This is a genomic window from Chryseomicrobium sp. FSL W7-1435 (assembly GCF_038595005.1).
GTDB lineage: Bacteria > Bacillota > Bacilli > Bacillales_A > Planococcaceae > Chryseomicrobium.
On sequence record NZ_CP151997.1, the window covers coordinates 548,713 to 572,964 of the forward strand.

The following is a 24,252-nucleotide window of genomic DNA, read 5'->3' on the forward strand; positions in this document are numbered from 1 at the left end:
TATTATCGGCTATGTTTTGTCCCAGCCTCTTTCCATTTGCTGTAAATATAAGTAAAAACTTATCTTTAGGAGGCGGAAATGAGTACGCAAGAGTTGATATTTTATTTTTTAGGTGGTCTTGGGATTTTCCTATTCGGAATTAAATTTCTAGGGGACAATCTTCAAAAGATTGCTGGAGACGGGTTACGCAATATGTTAGATCGTTTCACGACGAATCCGGTAAAAGGGATGTTAGCTGGTATCTTCGTAACGATTTTACTACAAACTAGTACGGGCACAACTGTCCTTACAATTGGTCTTGTAAATGCCGGATTTATGACATTGCGTCAAGCGATTGGGGTCATTATCGGGGCAAACATCGGGACGACAGCGACGGCATTCATTATAGGAATCAACATTTCTGAGTATGCTTTGCCGATTGTAGCTCTAGGAAGCTTCTTGATATTCTTTGTGAAGTCTGAAAAAGTACGGAATGTAGGGCGTGCTATATTAGGATTTGGAGCCTTGTTCTTGGGTCTGAACTTCATGAGTGACGGACTGTATCCACTTCGTGATGCACAAGTCTTCCAAGATTTAACCGTTTCAATGAGTAATAACCCATTTCTTGGAGTGCTAGTCGGAACAGTCTTTACTGTAGCGGTTCAGAGTTCTTCAGCAGCCATTGGTCTTTTGCAGACGTTGTTTGCTCAAGGAGCGATGACACTAGATGCGGCTCTTCCAGTTTTGTTTGGAGATAACATTGGAACAACAATCACTGCAGTTCTTGCGGCACTTGGCGCATCCATTACAGCGAAACGTGCAGCTCTCGTTCACGTGATCTTTAACGTGATTGGAACCATCATTGTCTTGATTTTGTTAAGTCCATTTACAGCACTCGTGCAATTTTTACAAGGTCGATTAGATCTAAACCCAGAAATGACGATTGCTTTTGCACATGGTATTTTCAATATCTCCAATGCCTTGATTCAGTTACCGTTTGTAGCCGTTTTAGCGTGGATAGTAGTGAAGGCCATCCCAGGTGAACAGAAGTTGGTCAGTCATAAAGTAGAGCACCTGGATGATAAGTTTATTGCCCAGTCTCCATCTGTAGCCGTAGGTCAGGCTCAAAAAGAGGTACTTCGCATGGCAGAACTTGCTGAGCAGGGACTCGAAGAGACGATTGCTTATTTCAAGACGAAAAAGACGTCTCACCGAGATTATATCGTGCAATACGAGTTGGCGATTAACAATTTAGACCAGACCATCTCAGATTATCTAATCAAACTCTCATCTCAACCGCTTTCTAAGCAGGATTCTGAGCTTCATCAAGTTTTACTTAATACGATTCGGGATATTGAACGAATCGGGGACCATATGGAAAACATTATGGAATTGACGGATTATAAGAAGTCTAAGAAACTTGATTTCACAGAAGTGGCAGATGCTGAAATCGAAGAAATGTTCGAATTGGTACGTACGACATTCCGCCAGTCTGTACGTTCAATCGAGATTCATAGTAAGGAAGAAGCACGCGGTGTTGTCGAAAAAGAGAATGAAATCGACCGCATGGAACGTGTACTTCGTAAGAATCATATTGTACGTGTCAACGAAGGTGCATGCACGGGCGCGGCAGGAATCGTCTTTACCGATATTGTCAGTAACTTAGAGCGAATTGGTGATCATTCTGTCAATATTGCGGAAACTGTATTAGAAGGATAAGCAAAAGAGAGGCCGCGGCCTCTCTATTTTTAATAGTCTTCATTTAAGTAGCGATACAACGTTGATTTGCTGATATTGGTTATTTCCTTGATTTGTTTCAATGTGTAGTCACCACTTGTATAGAGCTCGATTGCGCGGTTGACATTGGCATCTTTTTTTCGTGGACGGCCCGTGGTGACACCACGTTCTTTTGCTTCCTCCATTGCCACTTTCGTCATGAGGCTTGTGGATTCTGACTGAAAGAGAGCGAGGACGTGGATAAGTTCGCTGAATGACTGGGAAAGGGGCTTATCAATCTGAATATTTTCCGAGACAAAATGAAGAGAGACCTTTTTTTTCGTGAACGTCTCTAGTAAAGCCCGTAATTGATTAAGGGACTGTGCGAACGTAGTCAACGAACTTGTATACACGTGATCACCTTCTTTTAAAAGATCAATCATTTCAGCCAATTGATCATTGAGCCGGTACGATTGCTCGGTGAAAAGTTGATCAAGCTCGATAGTAGAAAGTAAGGTAAACTGATGCGAGGTGTCCTGTTCACCAGGAATGGTGCGGATATAGCCGTATTTCATATGAGTCATCCTCTCAGGGAACGTATTAATTTTGGTCCAAAAGGGTTCCTTTTTGGAACTTTAAGTGCTACACTGATGCAAGCATTTGAAACTTGAAGAGGTGTAGAGATTGATTACAAAACTAAAACAAGAATGGTTCGGAAATATCCGAGCCGATATATTAGCTGGAATTGTTGTGGCGCTTGCCCTCATTCCAGAAGCTATCGCCTTTTCGATAATAGCAGGTGTAGACCCGATGGTTGGGCTCTATGCATCTTTTAGTATAGCAGTGATTATCGCATTTGTCGGGGGCAGACCGGGGATGATTTCGGCAGCTACAGGGGCCATGGCTTTATTGATGGTACCGCTTGTACGAGATTACGGACTAGACTATTTACTAGCAGCCACTATCCTGACAGGTGTTATTCAAATTTTCTTTGGGGTATTCAAAGTCGCCAAGCTGATGCGCTTTATCCCAAGAGCCGTTATGATTGGCTTCGTCAATGCACTCGCTATCTTGATTTTTATGGCACAAGTACCGCATTTTTTAGGAATCAGTACAATGACGTATGTATTTGTCGCCGTGACGCTAGCAATTGTATACATTTTACCGCGATTCTTTACAGCGATTCCAGCACCCTTGATTGCTATCGTTGCTTTGACTGCCCTCGTTATTTTTTCGGGTATCGAGCTGCGAACAGTAGGTGATCTCGGGAACATTTCTCAGACACTGCCAAGTTTCTTTATTCCAGATGTCCCGTATACATTTGAAACACTTCAAATCATTTTCCCGTATGCACTCGCACTTTCAATTGTGGGTCTGTTAGAGTCTCTTTTGACATCTCAAATCGTCGATGACATGACCGATACGGGAAGCGATAAGAATAGAGAGTCACGTGGACAAGGGATTGCCAACTTTGTAACTGGTTTCTTTGGAGGCATGGCGGGCTGTGCAATGATTGGACAGTCTGTCATCAATGTGAAAAGTGGCGGGCGTGGTAGACTTTCGACATTCATAGCGGGAGCTCTTTTAATGTTCTTGATCATCGTGCTGGGAGATCTGGTGGTTCAGATCCCTATGCCAGTATTAGTGGGAATCATGATTATGGTATCTATCGGGACATTTGATTGGGGTTCATTCACCTATCTGAAGAAGGCCCCTCGTACAGATGCAATTGTTATGGTTGCCACAGTCAGTATCGTGGTCATCACACATGACCTATCAAAAGGTGTTTTAGCTGGAGTTCTACTCAGTGCCATTTTCTTCGTCGCAAACATCTCAAAATTGAAAGTTGAAAAAGCACTAACTAGAGAAGGTGTACATTATAAGGTTCAAGGACAACTATTTTTTGCCTCAGTTGAAGACTTCATAGCAGGAATTGATTTAACAGAACGCGAAAGTACTATTTATCTTGATTTTTCTGAGTCTCACGTTTGGGACGATTCAGCTGTAGGAGCTATTGATAAAATTATTCTAAAGCTGCGGCAGAATCAAAACGAAGTAATTTTAATCGGACTCAATGCATCCAGTAAAAAGATAGTTGAAAAGTTAGCCATATACAATCAAGAAAACACGAAAGTATCGGTCCATTAAACAAAGGGGAGAATGTTTATGTATAAACATATAGTATTAGCAGCAGATGGTTCAGAGAATTCTATTAGAGCTGCACAACATGCTCTTCTATTTGCGAAGCAAGGTGCACAACTAATTGAAATTGTACTAGTTGCAGATTTTGCAAAAGCCAAACAAGACATTCTCCATGCACAAAGTCGAGAAGCGTTGGATTATGAAAGACGCCAAAAAGTGCGGGTCATTGAAGAATTATTCTTATCTGAAAAAGTAACTTACAATGTAAAGCTATTGCACGGAGATCCAGGGCCGATCATCGTGGATTACGTGAACAGTCAAGCTGTCGATTTAGTGATTATTGGGAGTCGTGGCTTGAACTCCCTTCAAGAAATGGTATTAGGAAGTGTAAGCCACAAAGTTGTTAAGCGAGTGAAAGCACCTGTTTTAGTGGTGAAATAAGTTAAGGAGTCCGATAACGGGCTCCTTTTTTGTTTTACTTATTTTACAAAAATAGGTTGCTCGATATGTCACGTCGTGATATAGTCGAGCTACGATATAGTGAAAGTAGGCTAGAAAATGGATAAAAGGGTGAAACGATATTTGCCTATGACTGAGTCTGCATTTTATATTTTGCTTGCCTTAACTGAGCCGAGGCATGGTTACGGGATTATCAAACAAGTGGAAGAGATGACCTCGAACAGGTTAAAAATCGGGTCCGGAACGATCTACGGGACGCTGACGAAAATGCAAGATGATGACATGATTACCGTCTATGCAGATGAAAAGCGCAAAACGATTTATGAAATTACAGATATCGGCAAGCAGGTCCTTCAATTAGAATTCGACCGACTGGATGAATTGCACGCCAACAAAGAACGGTATAAGGGGGAGTTCGAATGAAAGCATTTCGTCCGTTTTGGAGTTACCGAATTGAGCAGACCGAGAACTGGCTCTCTGAAAAAGCGTCAGAAGGACAACATTTAGTGGCAATGAATCGATGGACACACGTGTTTACATTTGAACAGAATCAACCTTCCCAGCGCATTTACCGACTCAACCGAAATAAAAAGACCAATTTAGGCCTATCTCGCTTAGAGGAACAAGGATGGACGGCTGATGTCCAGGAGAAAGAGTGGACGATTTTGTCGGCTGAAGAGCCTTCGTTGTATCCGATACGTGACGAGTTGCTCCAACGTACACAACGCCATTTATACGTGTGGATATTTTTAGTTTGGATGCACTTAGTAACAACGTCTCCAATTTTTATAGCGGGCATAGTAGTTAGAAAGAGCTTTTTGGGATGGATGCCATTAACCATCTTGATTTTAGATGTGATTCTTCTCATTACTTTCTCCTATTTAATCTGGAAACACCTTGCCTTTCAAAAAAGGGAGATGGGAATGGGAGCAGATACGGTTCGTGGCCAGAAGAAACATTACCGGATTTATCTAGGATGGTTTTATGACCTTCCAAAGATGGAGAAGCGTCTTGAACGAAAAGCGAGCGAAGGACTTATTCTTTCAAAAGTCTATTCTGTTATTTTCGTTTTTGTAGAACAAGAACCTGAACTTCGCTCCTATCAGTGCACGTTTGAATACAAAGTGAAATCGCCATTCTTCTCTACTTTTAAAGAGATGGGCTGGCACTTGCATTTTAGTACAAAAATCAGTTTTATGCATTACGCGATTTGGTCGATGGCTTATGACCATGAAGAGGAGAAGCCTTTGATTTCTTACATGAAAGAAGAAAGACTTCAGAATTTAAAAAGAGCCTATCGTTTTCATTTAGGAATCAGTGTCTATTTAATTCTGCTTATGGTCTTTAATTTGTTTATTAACCGTATTATTGAGGTGCCTTGGTTCGAATTCTCTTATATGAGTATGATACAAATTCTTCTTTTCATATTTTTAATAGTGTGGATTTGGCAGACATGGAAGATTACAAAAGGCTATTTTGTTCAAAAAAATCAATTGTTAGCAGATTGACGAGCAGGGGGAGTTCGCATGAAAAAAGCATTTCGTCCGTTTTGGAGTTACCAGATCGGAACTACTGAAGAATGGCTTCATAATCAAGCCATGGAAGGCTGGCAACTCAAGACGATCAACTTCGTAACGCGACAGTTTACATTTGAACAATGTGAACCTGCTCCAACGGTCTATCGCATTGTCAAAGATAAAAAGGTCCAACAAAGCTTACCTCGTTTAGAGAAAGAGGGATGGGAACAGCGGGTCGCAAAAAGGGATTGGTCTATTTTAGCTGCTGAAGAACCAAAGCTTTTCCCAGTCCGAGACAAGCTCTTTAACCGTAATTCCCTTCATTTTCAGATTTTAGGTGCAGTGTTGTTTTTCTACTTATTGACGTCGCAATTAGTAATAAATGCAATTACTTATCCTGCCCCATTTTTTGGAGAAGAGTCACAGACGATTCCTATTCTATTGTTAATTGTTAATGTGCTCGCTCTCATTTGGGTAGTGAAACTTCAATTTGAACAAGCGGACTTTCAAAAGAAAGAGATGGGTAGCGAGGAATTTATTGCTGTTTCTACAGGAGAAACCGTATTTAAATTTCGTGTTGGATGGATCTACGATCTTCAGAGAACAAAAGATTGGTTAGAGGAACTTGCTGAACAAGGTCTTGTTATTAAATCGGTTTGGCCAATTGGATTCATGTTCGAGCAGAAAAATCCACACCGTCGTGCATACGAATGTGAATTTAATTACTCTGTAAATAGTGCTTACTTTTCGGCTTATAAAGAAATGGGTTGGCAGCTTCACCATACTTCTACACTCGGATACTTCGGCTATACAATTTGGTCACAGCCGTATGATGTACAAGATACGAAACCAGCAATCACGTATGTCTACCAAGAACGTCTAAAACGCTTCAGAAGAACGTATCACTTTCATATAGGAATGATTCTACTTCTATTAGCGGTGCCGGTATTCGGACTGTCCCCAGATATATTTACAATTCCAAATGAAGAGCATAACACGCTGCCTTTATCACATGGAGTGCTTCAAATCCTTACAGTCTCTTGGGTGCTATTGCTCGTGAAGGTTGTCAAAAGCTACTTTCAATTTAGAAGAAATTTAAAGGAGGAATTCGAGTGATCAAGTACCCGCAGCTTCTACAAAATGCGACAATCGGTGTGACAGCTCCTTCGTCTGGGGTTGAAGAATCACTACATCATCTCCTATTTTCCGCTAAAGAACGATTTAAGAGAGAAGGGCACGTTCTTGTTACGGGAGATACAGCGTGGGCGCAAGACAAAGCAAAGTCAGCACCGGCTAGAGAACGTGCAGCAGAGTTTACGTCGATGATGCACAACCCTGAAATCGATATGATTTTACCGCCTTGGGGAGGCGAGCTGCTCATTGAGATTCTCGAGCATCTTGACTTTGATACACTACCTGCAAAGTGGGTAATGGGCTACTCGGATACTAGTCTCCTCTTATTTGCGATGACTCTTAAAACAGGGATGGCTACCGCGCATGGTGTGAATCTTGTCGATTTACGAGGCGAATATTCGGACCAGACGACAGCTATGTGGAAGCAAGTATTGATGACAAAGCAAGGGGAGAGCGTCGAGCAGCGGTCATCTGAAAAGTATCAAAACGAGTGGGATCATGTAAATCCCACACCTTGCGTATATAACTTAACTGAACCGACAAAATGGAAGACGGCATCGGGAGAAGGTCTCAGTATGGAAGGTCGCTTGTTGGGCGGATGTATCGATATCATTCGAAACGTTGTCGGGACACCGTTTGCCAATGTTCCGACTTTCCAAAAAACGTTTTTACATGATGAACCTATCCTTTGGTATTTTGAGAACTATGCTATGAAGTCGACGGATATGCGCCGTGCACTTGTACAGATGAAGCTTGCCGGGTGGTTTGACAATACATCAGGAATTTTGTTTGGAAGGAGTCCGGCAAATCTACCAGTTGAAAACTATACAATTGAGGATGTTTATAAGGAACTTACAGAAGAGCTACAAATTCAAATAGTCTACGATGTTGATTGTGGCCATGTGCCTCCACAAGTCACGCTGATCAATGGAGCGCATGCAGTGGTTCAAGTGGCTGATGGTAAGGGAACTGTGGTGCAGACGTTTAAATAATATGTTACGACTTTGCCTATTCTAGGAAGCCCTTCAAAATTGCTTATCAGATAACAAGCCCATTGTGTGTAATCCCTCGCCATAAAATAGCCACGAACTAAGGGATTACCAGCAAGTTCTGATTTTACCTATCCCATACATCAGTGTATACTTATATTAGATACTGAAGAGTGGGGGTTGACCTGATGGACAAACAACCTGAAAATCGACCAAATCGTGGCGGGAAAATTCTTGGCGGCATTGTGCTTGCTGTATTATTTCTGATTATGAGTTTTGCCATGTATAATTCGTTATTTAACTAAGTGAAAGAGTGACATTCCACATCAGATGGAATGTCACTCATTTTTGGTCAGATGAACTCTACATCACGTGGAAGAAGGTCACAATTTACAGGGACTCGCCCAATTTCACGCGACCACACCGACAATTGCCCGATGTGATGAACTTCATGAGTGGCAATGTGCATCATTACTTTAGTATGGGAGAACTGTCGACCTCGTAAATCAAGCACAGCTTCTCTAAAAGAAGCCTCTTGGTCAAACCATAATAAAGTACGTTCTTTAGTCAATTCTTCAAACTCCCGAACGTGCTGAAGTGTTTGGATTTTCTCGATAGGTTGTAAGTTCACGTCTATACTAAGTAACTGGCTGACCCAGATATGCTCGCAGTAAACTACATGATAGAGGTTATGAAGAATAGTCTTCATGCCTCCCGAACGCTCTTTAATCAGTTCCTCGTAGGGCAACTCTTCACACCACTTCATCCAATCTGCGCGGACTTGCCAATTGTACTCAACTAGTTGTCGTATCATCATCTTCCTCCTGTACATACTCCAAAATATCACCAGGTTGGCAATCAAGTGCTTTGCAGATAGCTTCCAAAGTTGAGAACCGAACAGCTTTGGCTTTGCCGTTTTTCAAAACGGAGAGATTGGCCATCGTGATGCCGACTTTCTCTGTAAGTTCTGTAACACTCATCTTGCGCTTGGCTAACATCACATCAATATGAATGATGATGGGCATCCTCTCACCTCAAATCGTTAATTCGTTCTCTAGTTTATACGTGATGGCCTCTTGCAACAAGGCTTCTAGTACGGCTGCAAAAACCGCAACTACTACGGAAGCACCTACAATGACCATTCCGATTAGAACTAAACCAGGAGCATCATCCCACTGAGCTACCATGAAAATTAGTGGTAATGCGAGCGTAAATAAAAAACTGATCCATAGACCAGAGCGCTTAATTTTCTTAAGAGCTCGAACAGATGCATCAGAAAAGGCTGCATTTGTCTCGATCAACCGAAGTAGTTTGTATGCTTGAAAAAGGGCAGAGTAATAAGGAATAGCGGAAAGTAAAGCAGCTGCTACAAGTCCGAGCATAATAAAAGGCAATGTGTTTTCGTCATTCATATAGCTGAAGGCCTCGATCGCTAGTAGTGGCATTGCATAAAAACAGATGACAGCAACAGGCAAAGCAATCACAAGAAGAGCGATTTTTAAGAAGAATGTAGTTCCTTTTTTCACTAAATTTGCTCCTTTCTTCTTTGAATTAAATTTAGAATACATGAAAACTTATCGTTTATCAATAAATATATATTAATTATCAACAATTTATAGTGCGCAAACAATAAGTTCTTTCTGTCCCTAATAAATTCCCGATACGTTATACTAGAAGTATACTTTTTGTTGAACGGAGGTCCAGTATGAACTCAGTAGACCAAGAATTTCGTCTGTATCAAAACTTCGATGAGCTAGCGGAAGATGTTTTGGATCTAGCTAAAGAAATCCTGCCTGACAAATTAATCTATTTGACGTCTTTTAGTGCATCAAAACAACTTGTCCTAAGAGTGTCCGAGGAACGTGAAGATATTGCTATCTCAGAAGGAATGGATATACCATTAGAAAATTCCGTCTGTCACCGAATCAATTTTAACAAAATGCAGCCTTTAGTATATCCTGATGTAGAAGTCCATACAGAATCGTTACCCCTTAGGAACTTACTATTGGATGTAAACATCAAATCCTATCTAGGGTTGCCGATTGCTAAGCTTAATGGAGAACGGTTTGGTACTCTCTGTGTAGTAGATAGCCAAGCAAGTGAGTATGATGATCATACAATTGAATTATTGCAGCGAATTGTTCGGATGTTTTCCTATTATTTAGAACTGGAGCGCCGCGCGTATAGAGATCCATTGACGGACCTCTACAATCGTCATTATCTTATGAGATTTTTCGAAACGGAGAAACTTACTACAGGAAGTTTGTTTTTCTTAGACCTTGATGGCTTCAAGAAGGTTAACGATACATTCGGTCATGACCGTGGAGATGAAGTACTAAAAGAAGTGGGAAATCGACTTCGTCACTTCGTGATGAACCAATCCCAAACCTTTGCGGTGCGACTAGGTGGAGATGAGTTCATCGTCCATCTATCAGGTAAATTAGCAGAAGAGGCTATTGACCAACTGGCAAATGAGCTCTTACAGTCGATGAGTGAGTGGAAGCAAGATGAGCAACTGTCGACGAGTGTAGGTATAGTACTATACGATGCTTCGGAACCAATTCTGTTAACGGAGTTGCTTCGCCAGGCGGATCAAGCACTTTACAAGGCAAAAGCGGCTGGTAAGAACCGCTACTATTGCTGTTAAAAGTTAGAAGAAGGAGCTAGTTTTATGAAGCAGCCTAACCAATTTAAGACGGTATTTGAAGAACAAAAAGGTTCCTACAAGATCCAAGTCTACTATCAAGGTGACCATGATCTATATAATCAGATGATCACCATGGCTACAAAAGACGAGGCTTTCTTATCCTATAAGCCAACACCTACTTTGATGAAGCTCCTATGGCGGGACAAGTTCTTTTTCTTCTTTGAAAAAGGAGACAACCCGACAGCGAAGTTTCCTCGTTGGAATGTTGCCAAGCTTTTAAAGAATGAAGTGGACGGTGTCTTAGTAGAAGATCCACTAGAAATTCCTACTCTTGAACGAGGTATTACAGAGCATCTTGAGGTCTTTGCTCGTGAAGTGGCAAAGGCTCATCAGTAATCATCTAAACGAAACCCATCCATCTCGAATTGAGGTAGATGGGTTTTTGAATTACGGCGTATAACTGAAAAATTGTTTCCTATGTTAATCCTCTGAAGTATCAGAAATAGACCATCTCACCAGTTCTACTGGCAATTTTAATTTCCGAGTTCTTTTCCTCACTGATTTTTTATCCTACATGATAGAATGATGAAAACTCATTCAAAATTCAGAACTTAAGCAGGAGTGGTTAAGATGATACAAGAAAAATTAGACTCAAAAGTAATTACGGCACTACAAGAAAAAATTCAATTCATCCATAGAGAGGAAGGAGCTATTTACTTAGTAGGCCCGATTCGCCTTCCTGTGAATCTATACGGGGAAACCGTTGTATTTCAGTGGTATTGCTGGTTGAACTGTGATGAAGTGACAGACGATGTAAATCGCATCATTGAAAAACTATCTTCTTCCAATTTAGCTGAACTGCAACAATCAAGCGTCCTAGCCTATGGAGACTTTGCTAATGGAGAAGACGCCATCATCCGCATGCATTCGATTTGTCATACAGGAGATATCTTTGGTAGTAAACGATGCGACTGTGGCTATCAATTGAAAGAATCGATGAAAATGATTGTGGACCATGGCACAGGGGCTTTATTCTATCTAGCCAATCACGAAGGCAGAGGAATTGGTCTCTTTAGTAAAGCGATGGCCTATATCCTCCAAGAAAATGGCTACGATACCGTCGATGCCAATGAAAGTCTAGGTTTTGTAGATGATTCACGTAACTATAGTGATGCCATTCAGGTGCTGAAGGCACTTCGCTCAAAACCGATCAAACTGATGACGAATAACCCGAAAAAATTACAGGCGTTACAAGAAGCAGGTCTAGAAGTATCAGACCGCCAGCCGTTATGGGGCGATTTATCCGAGTTTAATGAGATCTACCTGCAGACAAAAGTAAAACGTTCAGGTCATATACAGGAAGAAGGGACACCTGTCCATGACTGATCATACATTTTACATGGAACTGGCGCTTAAAAATGCGCAGGCCATGAAAGGACAGACAGATCCGAATCCGTTAGTGGGCGCTATCATTGTCAATGACAACCGAATTGTGGGAGTCGGCGCTCATTTAAAAGCGGGGGAACCGCATGCTGAAATCCATGCTCTCCGCATGGCTGGTGAATATGCAAAAGGTGGCACCATCTACGTAACACTCGAGCCGTGTTCGCATCACGGTAGAACGGGCCCATGTGCGGAAGCTATCGTTGCAGCTGGACTCAAACGAGTGGTAATTGCCACATTAGACCCCAACCCCGTAGTTTCAGGGAATGGCGTAAAAATCTTGCAGCAAGCAGGTATTGAAGTCATTACAGGCGTATGTGAGGAACAGTCTCAGCAAATGAATGAAGTGTTCAATAAATTTATCGTGCACAAGACCCCGTTCATTACTATGAAATCAGGGATTACGCTAGACGGTAAAATTGCCACGCATACATCTGATAGCAAATGGATTACTTCAGAAGAATCCAGAAGAGATGCCCATCACTTGCGAAATGAACACCGGGCCATTATGGTCGGCGTGAATACTGTGTTAAAAGATGATCCCGAGCTAACCACTCGAATTCCGAATGGGCGAAATCCAATCCGAGTACTTATAGATTCCCACCTGAACGTTCCGTTAACAGCTAAAGTAGTTGTCGATCAACAAGCGGAAACGTGGGTATTCACAAGTCAGAATGCAGATTCTGAGAAAGAAGCACAACTGCGGTCTCGAGGCGTTCAAGTGTTTCGGACGGACAGCTCAGAACATGTCAATGTACAACAAGTCGTTGACATTCTTGGTGAGAACCTCGTCTCTTCTGTACTCCTTGAAGGAGGAGGAACGATCAACGCGTCTTTCCTCGAGCATCAACTGATTGATAAAGTGGTGGTATATGTGGCTCCGAAACTGATTGGCGGAAAAGATGCACCTACGTTTTTAGAGGGCACAGGCTTCGCCAAAATGAATCAAGCCATTGAATTGTCCGCCACTCAAATCGAAAAAACAGGCAAAGACTTTAAAATAAGCGGTTATCCCGTCTATCTTACGTAAAGGAGTTACATCATGAAATTTGGTTTCGATATTGACGATACATTGATTGATCTGCGCAAGCATGCGTTTGACATCTACAATCAAAAACTAGGAAAGAACGTGCCGCTCGACCAGTTCACGAAGCTCGAGCGCGTTGAAATCCATGAGTTGTTTGACATGACAGACGAACAAGGCGGCGAGATGTGGAAATCGTCTTTAGAAGACATTTACTACACGACTTGCCCCGTTTACCCAAATGCCTTAGAAACATTGGTAGAGCTTGATCAACAAGGCCATGAGATTTATTACATTACAGCAAGACCAAAGGAACATGGGGAGCGAACAAAAGAGTGGATGAAAGCACAAGGATTCCCGGTTCATGATGAGCGTTTCTTCTATGGCATGAAAGATGATGAAAAAGTACAAATCATCAAACGCCTAGATCTAGATTATTATTTTGATGATAAACCGGATGTAGTAAATACGTTGATGAAAGAAGAAAATCTCAAAGTCATCCTCAAAGACCAGTCCTATAACCGAGATTTGACGTTCACACGTCTAGTGAACTGGACAGATATTCAGCAGATTTTAGAAGCAAGGTAGGTATAACTAGAAAAGTAGGCCGAGGCCCTCTGGATTTATTCCGGGGGCTTTTTATTTGGTTTGGCTAATAAGTAAGGATCTAGAGTAGAAAAACATATCATAGTGTATCCTCCGAATCACTTAAACATCTCTGAAATATAACAAAAGGAATTACATCAAATAAGTGGTTCATCACCATAAGTCGTGGTTGACACTTGAACAGCTTAATTATGTAAATAAATAGAAAAAAGCGAAAACACCTGTATCGTAATTGTTGTCTAGACAAACCACGATAGGAGTTTTCGCCTTGTCCCAACAGTTTATCAAATTAGTCCTTCCACTTCCATCATTTTTTACAATTCATCCGTCATCCGACAACGAACCAAACGTGTTTCGAATTTCTACGCTGAACCGTCCAGTCTCATGTCTTGTCTGTTCAAGTCAGACAGTCCGCCACTCAAAGGAACGTCGCCGTTTTAGACATTCCTACGCCTGGGGCGTAGGGACGATCTGGATCGAGATAGATGTCCCACGCCAGGTCTGTAAAGAATGTGGTATCACGTTTGTTCATGACTTTGGCTTAGGCCTAGTTCGTTCTTCCACCAGACATTATAGAGTGGAGATTGCAAAACGTTGTCATGGTAGGACAATCTCTGATGTCTCGCGTGAGTATGGTGTTCCGTACACGACCGTTGAAAGGTGGTTCTATCAATACGCTTCGCGCCAGTTGGAGACTAAAACCGCAAGGCATGTCTTGGTCGATGAGTTCGCTACGCGCAAAGGTCATCATTACGCGACAGTGGTCCTTGATGCGAAATCCGGGTGCGTCCTTTCGATAGTTGAAGGTAGAGATGAAGCTGCAATCTCTTTGGCTCTCTCTCAAGTGAAGAGCTCTATTCAAACAGTAGTCAGTGACTTTGCGCCAGCCATGTCGAAGGCCACAAATTCTGTGATACCAGATGCGACCCATGTGCTCGATCGTTTCCACCTGATCCAGTTTTTTACGGATGCGCTGCGACGCCGTCGGCGTTTTCTGGATGAAACTAAACGTCACTATCACGTACGTACAATAGATCGTTCCCTAGCATGTCGTCCAGAACAATTAGACGATGCAGACTTAGAGGTCGCACGGGCATGCCTTCGCGAAGACGAGTTCATCAAGGACATCTATTACGGATTACAACATATGCGATTTGTATTGAAGTCGACTACATCTGGACAAGCTTCTCGTCGTCTAAAAGAGTGGATCGACCGTTTCATGTTTCATCCATGTGGGCCGCTGGCCAAGATTGCAAAAGCTGTGATAGTGCGTCAACGTGAGATGGAAAACACAATACTCTCGCCTCTCTCTAACGGGAAAATAGAAGGTACAAACAATAAGATCAAACTGATCAAACGAAGAGCTTTCGGGTATCGTAATCTGAATAACTTCTTCACAAGGTTAAAACTTGAACTAGGAAGCTCAAAATAGCAACCACGAGTTATGGTGATGAACCTATTTATTGGAAAAGTCCTTTAATTTAACATGTAAACCTATCTTTACACTTCCGTTTGGAAAGCAGGACTGGGTGTTTCTTATTGCCTATTTGCTGATCAGTGACATTGGAGCACTGATAGTCAGCAAACGTTAATCTACCCATCTATAGATTTAAAAGGAAAAAACACTGAAGAAATCTTTGTTATTTTTCAAAAATATGCTATCCTATAACAAATTAAGTTTAGGAGTGAACATGTCTGAAACGTTTTAATTGCTATAATGGCTGGTACATAGAGATGTACGAAGGAAACGATATCTACTTGAACACGAACAGAATCGCTGTGATTGATTATGACAATTCCTTGATAGCACTGATCGAATTCAATGACAATGAAGTTGATTTTATTGAAAGCGGATATGCCTTACGACCAAAAATTCGATTCGCTGATAAAACCATCGTATTTCCTGATATGCCGGAAGAAGACTGAGTGTGACTACCAAAAGAACAACAAAGAACCCTATAAAGTATTGAATTAATAGCATTCTGCTTGAAATGCCAAAACCTGATCTGTCTTACGGCAGAACAGGTTCTTTTTCTATACTAGAGGAATGCAGTGGATTTTTTGAGCGGAGGGGGCAAGGTGGGCGACAGCCCGCCGCAGCCCCGTTCCTCATTCCGGGGACAGACAGCGATACCATTCTGGATTTGGGACAGACACCATTGGAGGCAACGCCGAACAATTGTGGCTGTATCAAATCCGCGGTAGAATTGTGGCGATGCCTGTCCCCACTAACAATGACTTTTAATTAATCCGAGCTACTGGAGGATTCACTATGAAAAATACCACATTTAGAGTTGCCTGGATTATTCCTAATATCTTTCTATATCTGATGGTTATTGGATTAGCAAGTTTTATCATAATCAACGCAGAAGGTTTGCGAGAAATTGACCGAATGGGTATCTGGGCTTTATATCTGATGCTATTACTAGCGGTAGCAATTTTCGGTAGTTTTCGCATTTGGACTTGGATAAAGCAAGGGGAGATGTAGATGAACTCTATTTATCATTGTTTAAATTTTCTTCCGCAATTTTTTTCAATCCTTCAGCACGGTTCACTATAAACTCCCGCATATATCTTTCTAAAAACAATTTATCAGCTATAATGCCTAGAACACCTAAAGGGGATTTATATGAAAAGGTATCTTTCATAATGGTTCCTGTCCCACTTTCTACAAATTCATGTATATGAGTAAACGAGTGGAATGCGCCATTTACCATAGTATCTACGAATCTATAAGGTCTTTCCAAATCGATAATTTTAGCTGTTAACTTTTGTCGAACCCCAAGATGGGTAGCTTCCCAAGTAACAGTTTGTCCGTTCTCAATGAGACCACTCGTAACTCCCGCCACTGCTCGTTCATTAGTGGTGCCAGTAGTTTGTATATGTACATCGATATTTCGTGCAAGATCAAAACAAACAGCGATAGGGGCTTGAATGAATATCTCATGGTGAATTGTAGGCATCTCAGTTCACTCTTCCTTTACTATTCTTTCATTAGTACCGTTTCTCGGATTTGCAGAGAACCATTCCGTCTCTCCTGAACTGTTCACTGCCTTAAAAACATAGACGTGATTCGAAGAAAATGGATGAAATGAGTTCATATCTCTACTTTCACTCCATGATTCTTCCACTCTCACTTGGTATATCGCTTCAATATCATTTTTGGCCATTCCTGTCGTGACAGCTGGCAATGTAAGTACAACAGCGGCAATTAGGACTCCTAAATAAATAGCATAAGAAAGAATATTTTTAGACTTCCTATAGTGGATGAACATAGCATAGTGCAAAACAATCAAGGCGGCGACAAGCGCAGTATTCATGGCAAATGAATAAAACAGATAGTTTGTTAGAAATAAAGTTGCAAGCATCGCTACAGATAAAGCAATTCCGACTTTGTTGAGTCTTATAGATTTCAATCTTCTCAATCCTCCTCAGAAGGCAGTGGGTACGACGCTAATTCTAAATGCCCCGTAACATCTCCGGTGCAATCTTTCAGGTAGAAAGAAATGCTTTCCTCAATACCTTGTTGTTCAGCAGAAGCACAAGTGAACTTTTCGATGGTCCGCCAACCCAAATATGTCCCAACGTCAATTTCAGTGCCATCGAATCGAAGTTTAGTAACGATTTCTTCTCCTTCTTCCCCATAGCGAATATAATCTAATTGATCAGAGGTACCTGCTTCTATACTTTCAACAAATGTCTCAAAATACTCTTCATTCTTAAATCCTCCACCTTGGTTCTCCACTACGTCCTCGATATTCTCGAATTGGCAGTCTATTAGTAGACTGGTCGAAAGAATACCTACTCCTATAAATTTTTTCATATGACACTTCCTTGAATTAAGATATGCTAAAGTTATCTTTAGTACTATATTCGTTAACATCTATGGGAAATCCTTCAATGTAAAAGGAGAGAGCTAATGGCAGGACAGATTTTCGGTATAATTATTCTTTGGATTTTAGGGCTTTTGGTCTTACATTTTGTGATTTTTACAGCTGTCAGGGAGGGCATCAATAAATCGGTTGTAGGTCAATACTTTAATGACAAGACAGGGAATAAAGTCGATAAAAAAACGTTCATAAATAAGGATTTGGATAATGACGGGGAAGTATAAGGTCACAAGAAAGAAGTTGTTTAAACATTAACCTATTTATTTCTTATAATCTTAGTGACAAGTGCCTCAACAGTAATTTGATGATTTTAAATAGAAATGGAGAGCAATATGGCTAAAACAGAACTAATTTTCTTTGAGCGGACATTTCCTAGTGCAAATATGATTTTAATTAAAAAGAAAAATCCTATTTTAATCGATAGTGGGTTCGGAAGTGACATTGCTGAAACAGAGAGATTGATTGAATCTGTAGGTGTTTCACCAAGCGAAATTTTATTGATTTTAAATACACATTCTCACAGCGATCATGTTGGGGGGAATCATCATTTTCAAACGAAGTATGGAGCTGAAATAGTAGCGCATCAATGGGATGCGGAACTCATTAACTCTGGACATCCTGAAGCATGTACAGCGGAATGGCTTGATCAACCAGTAGAATCCTATAAAGTTCAGGGGAAGTTAGGTGATCATTATGAAATTAAGGCAAAAGGGATGAATTTAGTGGCACTCCATACGCCTGGTCACACACAGAATCATTTATCTTATTACGAATCAAAAACAAAAACACTTATTAGTGGAGACTTAATGCACCGTGATGATGTCGGTTGGATCAATCTTTTTAGAGAAGGAGTCACTTCTCTTCAACAATCTCTGCAGAGCCTTGATAAAATTTCACAGCTAAAATTGAAGAGAATATACCCAGGCCATGGGCCAATGATAGAGAAACCATATGAAGCAATTGATGTTGCTAGAGCACGCCTTGAAAAATGGATGAGTCATCCTGAAAAGGTTGCTTGGCATGCATGCAAACGCATTTTTTCATTTACTTTGATTATTAAGAATGGATTACATAAGCAAGAACTAGAATCATACCTATTGGGTTGTGGGTGGTTTCAAGACTTCGCACGTCATGCTTTTCACACCTCACCCCATCAATTCATCTCAATCTTGATTGAAGAAATGATTCGGTCTGGTGCGGGTAAGTGGGATGGAGATCGACTAGTCGCAACTGTTCCATACCATGCTCCACATAAAGAGTGGAATCCCGAAAAATCTAAGCCAAGACACTGGTATGCTTAAAAAAGTTGTGACTTCATCGTCACAGTAGTTTTATTAGACGTTATATTTCTATTATCCATTTTCATATTCGTTCGCAAAATAGTAATTATAATTATTCGCTAAGTAATAAATAATTCAATTCATTCCAGGTGAAGTGGGGGGATCTTGATGAAGGTTGCCTTTTTTGAAGCTGAGTGGTTACATTCATTCCTATGATTGGACTCAAAATGAGCGTGCTAATTCTTTAGAGGATCTAGCTACTATCGGGGAGCTTGAGAAAGCAGCGGTAATTGATTCGGATTTTGTTGTCATCCTGCTACCTGGTGGGAAAGGGAGTCATATTGAACTAGGAATTGCGATTGGCCTTGGCAAGAAAGTCTATCTCTATTCACCGACGGATGAAATTTATGAATTCGATAAGACCAGTACTTTTTATCACATTCAAGGTGTGGAGAAGTTCGTGGGAACATACGATTCGTTTACACACTATCTACTAGAAATGGAATTGAACTAATTCAATAAAGTGTAGTCATAAAAATAAGTGAGAGTGAAAGAGATTAAAAGTAGGGATCTTTCACTCTTAACTCTATAGTCAACTAAATGCATACAAACTGTTATACATTATGTAACTGAAGTTCTTTTACTTTTTCTTCAGCTAACAACAATAGGTCTCGCCTTTTAGTAACACCAGGTTCTAACTTGGGGACCATGTGCTTGGCTGTTTCAAAGTTAAAAATGACGTGCCCGGATTTTTCAAAGTCAAACGAGTATGGAAGGAGTTCGTGCACCCGGACTAAAAACCAGACAGTATAAGAATCGGTCGATTCCCAGTACCAACTCGCAAACGGAATTCTCTCCGGCCCGATAATCAATCCTACTTCCTCCATCGCCTCACGAGCAAGGGCTTCCTCGATACTTTCATCTCCTTCAAGTCTTCCTCCAATGGTCGTTAATAAGTCTTCTTCTTTATCCCACGCCATTACAAGAGAACCATTTTCGGTGATGGGTACGCAATGAACTCCAGCTGTCTTTTTATCTTCAGGTAAAACATTGATGGATTTTAACATGATGGCAACTCCTATTCGATACAAGCCTTATGAGACTACAAACCGTCTACCAAGGCATTTTTATTTATCATTCATTGTTGACTTGTTTTCTCGAAGATCTAAATAGTACAATACAGTTGAAAGTAAAGCGTAGAGAGTGACGAATGCGGCAGATACTTTTAAGGAGACAAGATCACGAGTGAAAATTTCTGACGCCATAAAAACGGTAGCTACTATGCCGAAAGCTAAACGAATCTTCTCACCCATCATTTATCACTCCTTTATTACTTCAAATAACAATTCTAATGTCTTTAAAGTTCGCTGGAAATCCTGAAAGCGATGATAAAGCGTGTATAAAACCCCTCCGAACGCAACAATCATATGAAGCTTTTTCGTCCTACAGACTACTTAATCAATTTTCCGTTTTTCAAAAATCTCTTGCACAAACGCCTCTTTAAACGCCGTATATTCCTGGATCCCAGAAGAAGACGTCTTTAAATAGTCCAGCTTTATAGTCAAATACTGCTGCCGAGCTTCCTCATTGGCATTTAAATAATCTCGGAAAAATATCAAGTTATGCCAAACCTCACCCCCGTATTCGACAAGATGAATATAATGCGTCTTCACGGCATATGTATCATCCGCAAACTTCGCCAGCACTATCTCATTCGGACGTTCTACACGCAAGCGTAAGAAACCGACAGACTGTAACGCCTTTAAAAACTCGCGATTAACCGATTCAATGGAGTCTATTCCAACCACCATATCTAAAATTGGCTTAGCTGCCATACCGTGAATGGCTGTACTTCCAACATGTTCGATTTGATGGGGAAGAAGAGAAGTTGCCTGCAGAAGTTGTTCTTTCATACGTGAGAATTCTTTCTGCCACTCCGTTGTGTACTCCACCAATCGTACTTCATTGTTCTCCAAGCCTAATGTCATTCAGTTCACTCCTAAACAGTATGTTCTAGTTTCGTTTCTCTTGCCTCATCATTAAAATCACTTGCGTAGTGATCAAAAGGCCAAATGCAATAGTGAAAAACGAAGAGACTTTAACCGACCAGGGCTCTCGTATAAACGCTTGATAAACCATAAATGCTGTAAAAGAGATAGCTATAAACAAAAGAATTTTTAACCGGATCGTAAACCTCTCCTTACTACTTCTGATTAATACTCTCTATGTACGCAACGGCTTCCTCCACACTCTCAACAGCATGAATTTCAATCGCAAGATCTTCACGTTCCTTTGTAGCCATTGCTTCTTCAAAATTCTCTGTAGGGACGAGCATATACGGAAATCCACTCTCCGCTGCAATCAGCACCTTTTCATTGACCATACCAATCCCGCTCACCGCTCCATTATCACCAAGAGCTCCCGTGACACCAATTTCAAACGCATTCTGTACTCCTTCTTCACTGAGTAAATCAGAAAGAACAAGAGCTAGCCCCATACTATTGCCTGTGATGATTGTCGTGTCCATAAAATCGCGTACTGAAGAGGACGGATCCGTCAGATAGGTGGTCACTGCACGCGTCATGACATCAAACTCATTCGTATCGAGCCGTAACTTCCGGGCCAGTTCTTGATTTTTACTAAAGTACCGTTGGGCATTCGTCACTGCATACAGCTCAATGACGCCAATGTCTTCTTGTGAATATTGCTCGCGAAGATTGGCTTCATCGGTGAGGTAGAAGACTTCAAATGTACTGACGACCATCAAATGAATCCCCGAATCCTCCACGACTTCAACGGGATCTGCATACTGGCTCACTTGAAATGTATAACTTTCAAATTCAAGCAGCTGGAACTCAAAGGCTAGAAGTACCATCTGTGCAACTGCAACAACTTACAAGCCACTCAATTTAGAATGGTCATTGCGCACTTTAAAGAGAATCCCCAGCGAAAGGACAAGGCTAACGAGGAGAAGAGCTATGTAGACATAGCCATTAAACAGATCATTTACATAACCTGCCAATAAGGCTCCGTGCAGTACAAGGAAGCCAATTACAATCAAACTTGAAAATTTCCAATCAATTTTTTTCTTCACGTGGTCACTCCTAAATGATTTACTCAATTGTTGGTTGGTTGTGCTTTATCTCTTTTACATAGTTACGGATGTCTCGAATGAATAGAAGCACTAGAAGTAAACTTAAGATACCTACAAATAGTAGTTGGGTAGGAAAGTTCGCCTGCATATAGGTGAACTGAGACGCTGTAAAGTAACCAATGATAAGAAGTGAAAAAATGTCACTTAATACAGCAATCAATGTTCGTTTTGACTTTACCAGAATAATACCGACCACTGTTAAAAATTGTACGGTGGCTAATGACCAAAGGAATGAAGTGACTGCATTTTCGAAATCCAGAATGATCATCCTTTTCCAATAGTTTACCATCTTATTACTACTATACTTTATTTTGGGTGAGGGGGTTTCGGGAATTTATAGCAAAATAGAAAATCATAAAAACAAATAGATCAGTATCAATAACTCCTATATAATGATACTCAACATGAGCAAGGAGGTAGGGGCATGAAGTATAAAATTGAGTTGATGAAATATCCTGAATTAAAAAAGAATGCTTCCATTCCAAAATTTCAACGGAGGTTAGTGTGGAGTGACGCTCAGAAGAGCGAGTTTATCGAGACTTTAAAGAAGGGATACCCTTTTGGCTCTATATTAGTTTACAAGTACACTGATAATGAGACTATAAGTATTATTGATGGTTTGCAACGTTATTCTACAATGAACGAATATAGCGCAACTCCAAACAAATATTTTCCAATTGATGATTATGTAGAAAAGGCGTTAGACATAGTGTTTAAGAATCAAATACTAAGTGACTCTGAGTTAAGATTAAATACTAACAAGATTGAGAGCATTATAAGAAATATATTAGGGAAGAAAAATGTTCAAAATTCGGTAAACCCAATGGACTTGAATGATGATCTTTATAAAGAATTCAATCACCTATTCTCAGAAAATATAAATCGAAAGTTAGTTGACCTTCAAGCGGATTTATTTATTGCTCTTGATCAATATTTGGACATCGATGAGATTCAAATACCAGCTGTAATTTTTCAAGGGGATGAAAGCGAATTAGCAGATGTATTTCAAAATTTAAATAGAGGTGGTAAAAAACTTTCTAAGTACCAAGTGTTTGCTGCACAATGGAGCGAATTTGAACTGCAGTTAAATTCGGATATCTATAATGAGAAGATATTAAATAAAGTCGTTAGAAGATACAACGTTTTAAACGCATCGAGAAACATAGAGATTATTGATTTTGATGAGCAAAAAATGAGAGAAGAGAAGAAGATTAACCTTTCAGAATTCTGCTATGCTTTAGGGTCAATAATTATTGAAACTATGGATTCTTTTTGGAGTCAACAAGATAGAAAAAAAGAAGATCTAGCAAACGAGATTGGCTACTCGACAATCGGAATAGTTTTAGGCGTTTCTAATAATAAATTGCATGAAATAATTAGGCACAGAGATATATTTCATAATGCCGAATTACTTGAAGAAATGATTAGTAATATAATCGATACATACAGTAATATTAACGCAAAATTTTCGATTTATCTTAGACATCCTGGAACTACAGGTAAGACAGAAGGGAAAAGTGCTACTAACTTCCAAATACTTTCTTTCTTTGCATCTTTATGGACTATTAAATATGAAAAGCTAACATTACATAATGGAGTAAAGGTTCGTTCAAAGTATATCAATAGCTATGAAGCAGCTTTGAACAATTTTATTTACTACTATATCCATGATATTATTTCTAAACGTTGGTCTGGAACGGGAGATAAAAAATTAAATGAAATCTACATAAATGATAATAATAGATATCTTTTATCATTGGAAAAATCCAACTTGGAAAACAAATTGATGGAGTGGCATGATGAAATGGTTTCTAAGGGGTCAATCTTGTTTGATGGTTCAGCAAAAACTATTTATACAATATTTTCATCATTCGAAAGGACAAGATATGGTTCAATTAATTATGACTTTGAACACGTGGTGTCAAGGAAGAAGTTGAAGTCTGTCTATAAAATTGAGAAAGTCCCTGCAGGATCTTTGGGTAATATTATGTTTCTTCAAATGAATAGCAATAGAAGTAAAAAGGAATTAAATTTATATGAAGCTTTACAACCTGGAATGGTGTTAGAGCAAAACTTTGTGGAGATAAATGTTTATCCTACAAAAGGTGAAATGGAACAAATAGAAAATGCCATTAAATCTAAGAACTATGGCTTAGTTACTAAAAAGATTGTAGACCGTGGCAAAGCTATAATTAATTTAATGCTAAATGACCTTTATAAGAAATAATGTGATTAGAAGGCAATTTGGAAGATTTCATCATCCAAATTGCCT

At 40.2% G+C, this 24,252-nt stretch carries 32 protein-coding genes; 19 read left to right on the top strand and 13 right to left on the bottom strand.

What is annotated here, in order from left to right; translation table 11 throughout:
• The first annotated feature begins 78 nt into the window (after window positions 1–78).
• On the top strand, window positions 79–1,698 hold the full coding sequence (locus MKY84_RS03000) for a Na/Pi cotransporter family protein (protein ID WP_342527651.1): 1,620 nt from the start codon (window positions 79–81) through the stop codon (window positions 1,696–1,698).
• Between the two features lie 29 nt (window positions 1,699–1,727).
• On the opposite strand, the gene MKY84_RS03005 is transcribed toward MKY84_RS03000, so the two are convergent.
• Entirely contained in the window at window positions 1,728–2,270 is a 543-nt protein-coding gene (locus MKY84_RS03005) for a recombinase family protein (protein ID WP_342527652.1), read from the bottom strand.
• 109 nt (window positions 2,271–2,379) lie between these two features.
• Here MKY84_RS03005 and MKY84_RS03010 point away from each other — a divergent pair, with 109 nt between their 5' ends.
• The 6 genes from MKY84_RS03010 to MKY84_RS03035 all read left to right on the top strand — a co-directional run bounded on the left by MKY84_RS03010 (window position 2,380) and on the right by MKY84_RS03035 (window position 7,939).
• The gene (locus MKY84_RS03010; RefSeq protein WP_342527653.1) at window positions 2,380–3,843 is read left to right on the top strand and encodes a SulP family inorganic anion transporter; all 1,464 of its coding nucleotides are present in this window, start codon (window positions 2,380–2,382) and stop codon (window positions 3,841–3,843) included.
• An 18-nt stretch (window positions 3,844–3,861) separates the two neighbouring features.
• Entirely contained in the window at window positions 3,862–4,278 is a 417-nt protein-coding gene (locus MKY84_RS03015; protein WP_342527655.1) for a universal stress protein, read from the top strand.
• A gap of 117 nt (window positions 4,279–4,395) precedes the next feature.
• Entirely contained in the window at window positions 4,396–4,719 is a 324-nt protein-coding gene (locus MKY84_RS03020; protein WP_342527656.1) for a PadR family transcriptional regulator, read from the top strand.
• Entirely contained in the window at window positions 4,716–5,804 is a 1,089-nt protein-coding gene (locus MKY84_RS03025) for a DUF2812 domain-containing protein (protein ID WP_342527657.1), read from the top strand. The genes MKY84_RS03020 and MKY84_RS03025 overlap by 4 nt, the downstream gene beginning before the upstream one ends.
• A gap of 18 nt (window positions 5,805–5,822) precedes the next feature.
• A complete protein-coding gene (locus MKY84_RS03030) occupies window positions 5,823–6,929 on the top strand; it encodes a DUF2812 domain-containing protein (RefSeq protein WP_342527658.1) in 1,107 nt (368 codons plus the stop codon).
• On the top strand, window positions 6,926–7,939 hold the full coding sequence (locus tag MKY84_RS03035; protein WP_342527659.1) for a S66 peptidase family protein: 1,014 nt from the start codon (window positions 6,926–6,928) through the stop codon (window positions 7,937–7,939). Before MKY84_RS03030 ends, MKY84_RS03035 begins: the two co-directional genes overlap by 4 nt.
• Before the next feature lie 349 nt (window positions 7,940–8,288).
• Here the strand turns inward: MKY84_RS03035 and MKY84_RS03040 are convergent, their stop codons facing one another.
• The 3 genes from MKY84_RS03040 to MKY84_RS03050 are packed head-to-tail and all read right to left on the bottom strand — an operon-like array spanning window position 8,289 to window position 9,462.
• Entirely contained in the window at window positions 8,289–8,750 is a 462-nt protein-coding gene (locus MKY84_RS03040; RefSeq protein WP_342527660.1) for a DinB family protein, read from the bottom strand.
• Window positions 8,731–8,961, bottom strand: a complete 231-nt coding sequence (locus tag MKY84_RS03045) for a helix-turn-helix transcriptional regulator (protein ID WP_342527662.1) — start codon at window positions 8,959–8,961, stop codon at window positions 8,731–8,733. The genes MKY84_RS03040 and MKY84_RS03045 overlap by 20 nt, the downstream gene beginning before the upstream one ends.
• A gap of 9 nt (window positions 8,962–8,970) precedes the next feature.
• A complete protein-coding gene (locus MKY84_RS03050; protein WP_342527663.1) occupies window positions 8,971–9,462 on the bottom strand; it encodes a DUF2975 domain-containing protein in 492 nt (163 codons plus the stop codon).
• A gap of 179 nt (window positions 9,463–9,641) precedes the next feature.
• Here MKY84_RS03050 and MKY84_RS03055 point away from each other — a divergent pair, with 179 nt between their 5' ends.
• The 8 genes from MKY84_RS03055 to MKY84_RS03090 all read left to right on the top strand — a co-directional run bounded on the left by MKY84_RS03055 (window position 9,642) and on the right by MKY84_RS03090 (window position 16,144).
• On the top strand, window positions 9,642–10,583 hold the full coding sequence (locus tag MKY84_RS03055; protein WP_342527664.1) for a sensor domain-containing diguanylate cyclase: 942 nt from the start codon (window positions 9,642–9,644) through the stop codon (window positions 10,581–10,583).
• A 24-nt stretch (window positions 10,584–10,607) separates the two neighbouring features.
• Window positions 10,608–10,979 carry a hypothetical protein gene (locus tag MKY84_RS03060; RefSeq protein WP_342527665.1) on the top strand — a complete coding sequence of 124 codons (372 nt, stop codon included), beginning with the start codon at window positions 10,608–10,610 and terminating at the stop codon, window positions 10,977–10,979.
• 234 nt (window positions 10,980–11,213) lie between these two features.
• On the top strand, window positions 11,214–11,969 hold the full coding sequence (locus tag MKY84_RS03065; RefSeq protein ID WP_342527666.1) for a GTP cyclohydrolase II: 756 nt from the start codon (window positions 11,214–11,216) through the stop codon (window positions 11,967–11,969).
• The gene (gene ribD / locus MKY84_RS03070; RefSeq protein ID WP_342527667.1) at window positions 11,962–13,056 is read left to right on the top strand and encodes a bifunctional diaminohydroxyphosphoribosylaminopyrimidine deaminase/5-amino-6-(5-phosphoribosylamino)uracil reductase RibD; all 1,095 of its coding nucleotides are present in this window, start codon (window positions 11,962–11,964) and stop codon (window positions 13,054–13,056) included. Before MKY84_RS03065 ends, ribD begins: the two co-directional genes overlap by 8 nt.
• 12 nt (window positions 13,057–13,068) lie before the next feature.
• Window positions 13,069–13,638 carry an HAD family acid phosphatase gene (locus MKY84_RS03075; protein ID WP_342527668.1) on the top strand — a complete coding sequence of 190 codons (570 nt, stop codon included), beginning with the start codon at window positions 13,069–13,071 and terminating at the stop codon, window positions 13,636–13,638.
• A 367-nt stretch (window positions 13,639–14,005) separates the two neighbouring features.
• Entirely contained in the window at window positions 14,006–15,088 is a 1,083-nt protein-coding gene (locus MKY84_RS03080) for an ISL3 family transposase (RefSeq protein ID WP_342528837.1), read from the top strand.
• 302 nt (window positions 15,089–15,390) lie between these two features.
• Entirely contained in the window at window positions 15,391–15,582 is a 192-nt protein-coding gene (locus tag MKY84_RS03085; protein ID WP_342527669.1) for a hypothetical protein, read from the top strand.
• A gap of 346 nt (window positions 15,583–15,928) precedes the next feature.
• Window positions 15,929–16,144 (top strand): hypothetical protein, encoded by a 216-nt coding sequence (locus MKY84_RS03090; RefSeq protein WP_342527670.1) that lies wholly within the window; start codon window positions 15,929–15,931, stop codon window positions 16,142–16,144.
• A 7-nt stretch (window positions 16,145–16,151) separates the two neighbouring features.
• On the opposite strand, the gene MKY84_RS03095 is transcribed toward MKY84_RS03090, so the two are convergent.
• The 3 genes from MKY84_RS03095 to MKY84_RS03105 are packed head-to-tail and all read right to left on the bottom strand — an operon-like array spanning window position 16,152 to window position 17,479.
• A complete protein-coding gene (locus MKY84_RS03095; RefSeq protein WP_342527671.1) occupies window positions 16,152–16,619 on the bottom strand; it encodes an SRPBCC family protein in 468 nt (155 codons plus the stop codon).
• A gap of 6 nt (window positions 16,620–16,625) precedes the next feature.
• Window positions 16,626–17,072, bottom strand: a complete 447-nt coding sequence (locus MKY84_RS03100; RefSeq protein ID WP_342527672.1) for a hypothetical protein — start codon at window positions 17,070–17,072, stop codon at window positions 16,626–16,628.
• 5 nt (window positions 17,073–17,077) lie between these two features.
• On the bottom strand, window positions 17,078–17,479 hold the full coding sequence (locus MKY84_RS03105; RefSeq protein ID WP_342527673.1) for a DUF4362 domain-containing protein: 402 nt from the start codon (window positions 17,477–17,479) through the stop codon (window positions 17,078–17,080).
• A 96-nt stretch (window positions 17,480–17,575) separates the two neighbouring features.
• On the opposite strand from MKY84_RS03105, the gene MKY84_RS03110 reads away from it, so the two are divergent.
• From MKY84_RS03110 to MKY84_RS03120, 3 genes are all read left to right on the top strand, one after another.
• A complete protein-coding gene (locus tag MKY84_RS03110) occupies window positions 17,576–17,770 on the top strand; it encodes a hypothetical protein (protein WP_342527674.1) in 195 nt (64 codons plus the stop codon).
• 108 nt (window positions 17,771–17,878) lie between these two features.
• Complete coding sequence (locus MKY84_RS03115; RefSeq protein WP_342527676.1) at window positions 17,879–18,847, top strand: MBL fold metallo-hydrolase; 969 nt, start codon at window positions 17,879–17,881, stop codon at window positions 18,845–18,847.
• 163 nt (window positions 18,848–19,010) lie between these two features.
• Window positions 19,011–19,340, top strand: coding sequence for a group-specific protein (locus tag MKY84_RS03120; protein WP_342527678.1), 330 nt, complete (start codon window positions 19,011–19,013; stop codon window positions 19,338–19,340).
• A 100-nt stretch (window positions 19,341–19,440) separates the two neighbouring features.
• Here MKY84_RS03120 and MKY84_RS03125 read toward each other — a convergent pair whose 3' ends face one another.
• The 6 genes from MKY84_RS03125 to MKY84_RS03150 form a co-directional block, all read right to left on the bottom strand.
• The gene (locus MKY84_RS03125) at window positions 19,441–19,893 is read right to left on the bottom strand and encodes an NUDIX domain-containing protein (protein ID WP_342527679.1); all 453 of its coding nucleotides are present in this window, start codon (window positions 19,891–19,893) and stop codon (window positions 19,441–19,443) included.
• Between the two features lie 60 nt (window positions 19,894–19,953).
• Entirely contained in the window at window positions 19,954–20,139 is a 186-nt protein-coding gene (locus MKY84_RS03130; protein WP_342527681.1) for a hypothetical protein, read from the bottom strand.
• Between the two features lie 141 nt (window positions 20,140–20,280).
• Complete coding sequence (locus tag MKY84_RS03135) at window positions 20,281–20,814, bottom strand: GrpB family protein (RefSeq protein WP_342527682.1); 534 nt, start codon at window positions 20,812–20,814, stop codon at window positions 20,281–20,283.
• Window positions 20,815–21,029: 215 nt separating this feature from the next.
• Window positions 21,030–21,701 (bottom strand): S16 family serine protease, encoded by a 672-nt coding sequence (locus MKY84_RS03140; RefSeq protein ID WP_342527684.1) that lies wholly within the window; start codon window positions 21,699–21,701, stop codon window positions 21,030–21,032.
• A gap of 18 nt (window positions 21,702–21,719) precedes the next feature.
• On the bottom strand, window positions 21,720–21,920 hold the full coding sequence (locus MKY84_RS03145; protein ID WP_342527685.1) for a hypothetical protein: 201 nt from the start codon (window positions 21,918–21,920) through the stop codon (window positions 21,720–21,722).
• Window positions 21,921–21,939: 19 nt separating this feature from the next.
• The gene (locus tag MKY84_RS03150; RefSeq protein WP_342527686.1) at window positions 21,940–22,269 is read right to left on the bottom strand and encodes a hypothetical protein; all 330 of its coding nucleotides are present in this window, start codon (window positions 22,267–22,269) and stop codon (window positions 21,940–21,942) included.
• Window positions 22,270–22,404: 135 nt separating this feature from the next.
• Between MKY84_RS03150 and MKY84_RS03155 the strand changes: the two genes are divergently transcribed.
• Complete coding sequence (locus MKY84_RS03155) at window positions 22,405–24,207, top strand: DUF262 domain-containing protein (RefSeq protein ID WP_342527687.1); 1,803 nt, start codon at window positions 22,405–22,407, stop codon at window positions 24,205–24,207.
• The last annotated feature ends 45 nt before the right edge of the window (window positions 24,208–24,252 follow it).

Bases quoted from the DNA above. Each gene is read 5' to 3' on its own strand.
- MKY84_RS03000 (WP_342527651.1), top strand. From the start codon at position 79: ATGAGTACGCAAGAGTTGATATTTTATTTTTTAGGTGGTCTTGGGATT.
- MKY84_RS03005 (WP_342527652.1), bottom strand. From the start codon at position 2,270: ATGAAATACGGCTATATCCGCACCATTCCTGGTGAACAGGACACCTCG.
- MKY84_RS03015 (WP_342527655.1), top strand. From the start codon at position 3,862: ATGTATAAACATATAGTATTAGCAGCAGATGGTTCAGAGAATTCTATT.
- MKY84_RS03020 (WP_342527656.1), top strand. From the start codon at position 4,396: ATGGATAAAAGGGTGAAACGATATTTGCCTATGACTGAGTCTGCATTT.
- MKY84_RS03025 (WP_342527657.1), top strand. From the start codon at position 4,716: ATGAAAGCATTTCGTCCGTTTTGGAGTTACCGAATTGAGCAGACCGAG.
- MKY84_RS03030 (WP_342527658.1), top strand. From the start codon at position 5,823: ATGAAAAAAGCATTTCGTCCGTTTTGGAGTTACCAGATCGGAACTACT.
- MKY84_RS03040 (WP_342527660.1), bottom strand. From the start codon at position 8,750: ATGATACGACAACTAGTTGAGTACAATTGGCAAGTCCGCGCAGATTGG.
- MKY84_RS03045 (WP_342527662.1), bottom strand. From the start codon at position 8,961: ATGCCCATCATCATTCATATTGATGTGATGTTAGCCAAGCGCAAGATG.
- MKY84_RS03055 (WP_342527664.1), top strand. From the start codon at position 9,642: ATGAACTCAGTAGACCAAGAATTTCGTCTGTATCAAAACTTCGATGAG.
- MKY84_RS03060 (WP_342527665.1), top strand. From the start codon at position 10,608: ATGAAGCAGCCTAACCAATTTAAGACGGTATTTGAAGAACAAAAAGGT.
- MKY84_RS03065 (WP_342527666.1), top strand. From the start codon at position 11,214: ATGATACAAGAAAAATTAGACTCAAAAGTAATTACGGCACTACAAGAA.
- ribD (WP_342527667.1), top strand. From the start codon at position 11,962: ATGACTGATCATACATTTTACATGGAACTGGCGCTTAAAAATGCGCAG.
- MKY84_RS03075 (WP_342527668.1), top strand. From the start codon at position 13,069: ATGAAATTTGGTTTCGATATTGACGATACATTGATTGATCTGCGCAAG.
- MKY84_RS03085 (WP_342527669.1), top strand. From the start codon at position 15,391: ATGTACGAAGGAAACGATATCTACTTGAACACGAACAGAATCGCTGTG.
- MKY84_RS03090 (WP_342527670.1), top strand. From the start codon at position 15,929: ATGAAAAATACCACATTTAGAGTTGCCTGGATTATTCCTAATATCTTT.
- MKY84_RS03095 (WP_342527671.1), bottom strand. From the start codon at position 16,619: ATGCCTACAATTCACCATGAGATATTCATTCAAGCCCCTATCGCTGTT.
- MKY84_RS03105 (WP_342527673.1), bottom strand. From the start codon at position 17,479: ATGAAAAAATTTATAGGAGTAGGTATTCTTTCGACCAGTCTACTAATA.
- MKY84_RS03110 (WP_342527674.1), top strand. From the start codon at position 17,576: ATGGCAGGACAGATTTTCGGTATAATTATTCTTTGGATTTTAGGGCTT.
- MKY84_RS03115 (WP_342527676.1), top strand. From the start codon at position 17,879: ATGGCTAAAACAGAACTAATTTTCTTTGAGCGGACATTTCCTAGTGCA.
- MKY84_RS03125 (WP_342527679.1), bottom strand. From the start codon at position 19,893: ATGTTAAAATCCATCAATGTTTTACCTGAAGATAAAAAGACAGCTGGA.
- MKY84_RS03130 (WP_342527681.1), bottom strand. From the start codon at position 20,139: ATGGGTGAGAAGATTCGTTTAGCTTTCGGCATAGTAGCTACCGTTTTT.
- MKY84_RS03135 (WP_342527682.1), bottom strand. From the start codon at position 20,814: ATGACATTAGGCTTGGAGAACAATGAAGTACGATTGGTGGAGTACACA.
- MKY84_RS03140 (WP_342527684.1), bottom strand. From the start codon at position 21,701: ATGGTACTTCTAGCCTTTGAGTTCCAGCTGCTTGAATTTGAAAGTTAT.
- MKY84_RS03150 (WP_342527686.1), bottom strand. From the start codon at position 22,269: ATGGTAAACTATTGGAAAAGGATGATCATTCTGGATTTCGAAAATGCA.
- MKY84_RS03155 (WP_342527687.1), top strand. From the start codon at position 22,405: ATGAAGTATAAAATTGAGTTGATGAAATATCCTGAATTAAAAAAGAAT.